The organism is Bacillus sp. SIMBA_074 (genome assembly GCF_046534555.1).
Lineage (GTDB): Bacteria > Bacillota > Bacilli > Bacillales > Bacillaceae_G > Bacillus_A > Bacillus_A mycoides.
Genome location: NZ_JAWRYM010001064.1, coordinates 1 through 244, shown reverse-complemented (window position 1 = coordinate 244; position 244 = coordinate 1). Strand labels below are relative to the sequence as shown.

Sequence of the window (244 nt, the reverse complement as noted above, 5' to 3'; positions counted from 1 at the left end):
ATGCAGGGCAGCCGATGTTTTCCATACATGAGCAATTTTGCTCCAGCGACGATCGGACAAAATGTATTCTTTAGCTTCCAATTCCTGCTTCATTCGGTAGAGAAAATAGATGATGGGCTCGGGGATTTTCACTTGCTGCGCTGCAGCCTGAATATCTTTTACATCGTACAATGAAAAGACGACTGGCAATGTCGTCGTTGGCAACGAAAACATGCGTTCATAGCTGGATGCCTGCTGCAAATAG

General features: G+C 45.5%; 1 pseudogene. It reads right to left on the bottom strand.

Going from position 1 to position 244, the window contains the following annotated elements:
• Nucleotides 1-244, bottom strand: a pseudogene (locus SB773_RS34025) (AAA family ATPase); the annotation flags it as partial.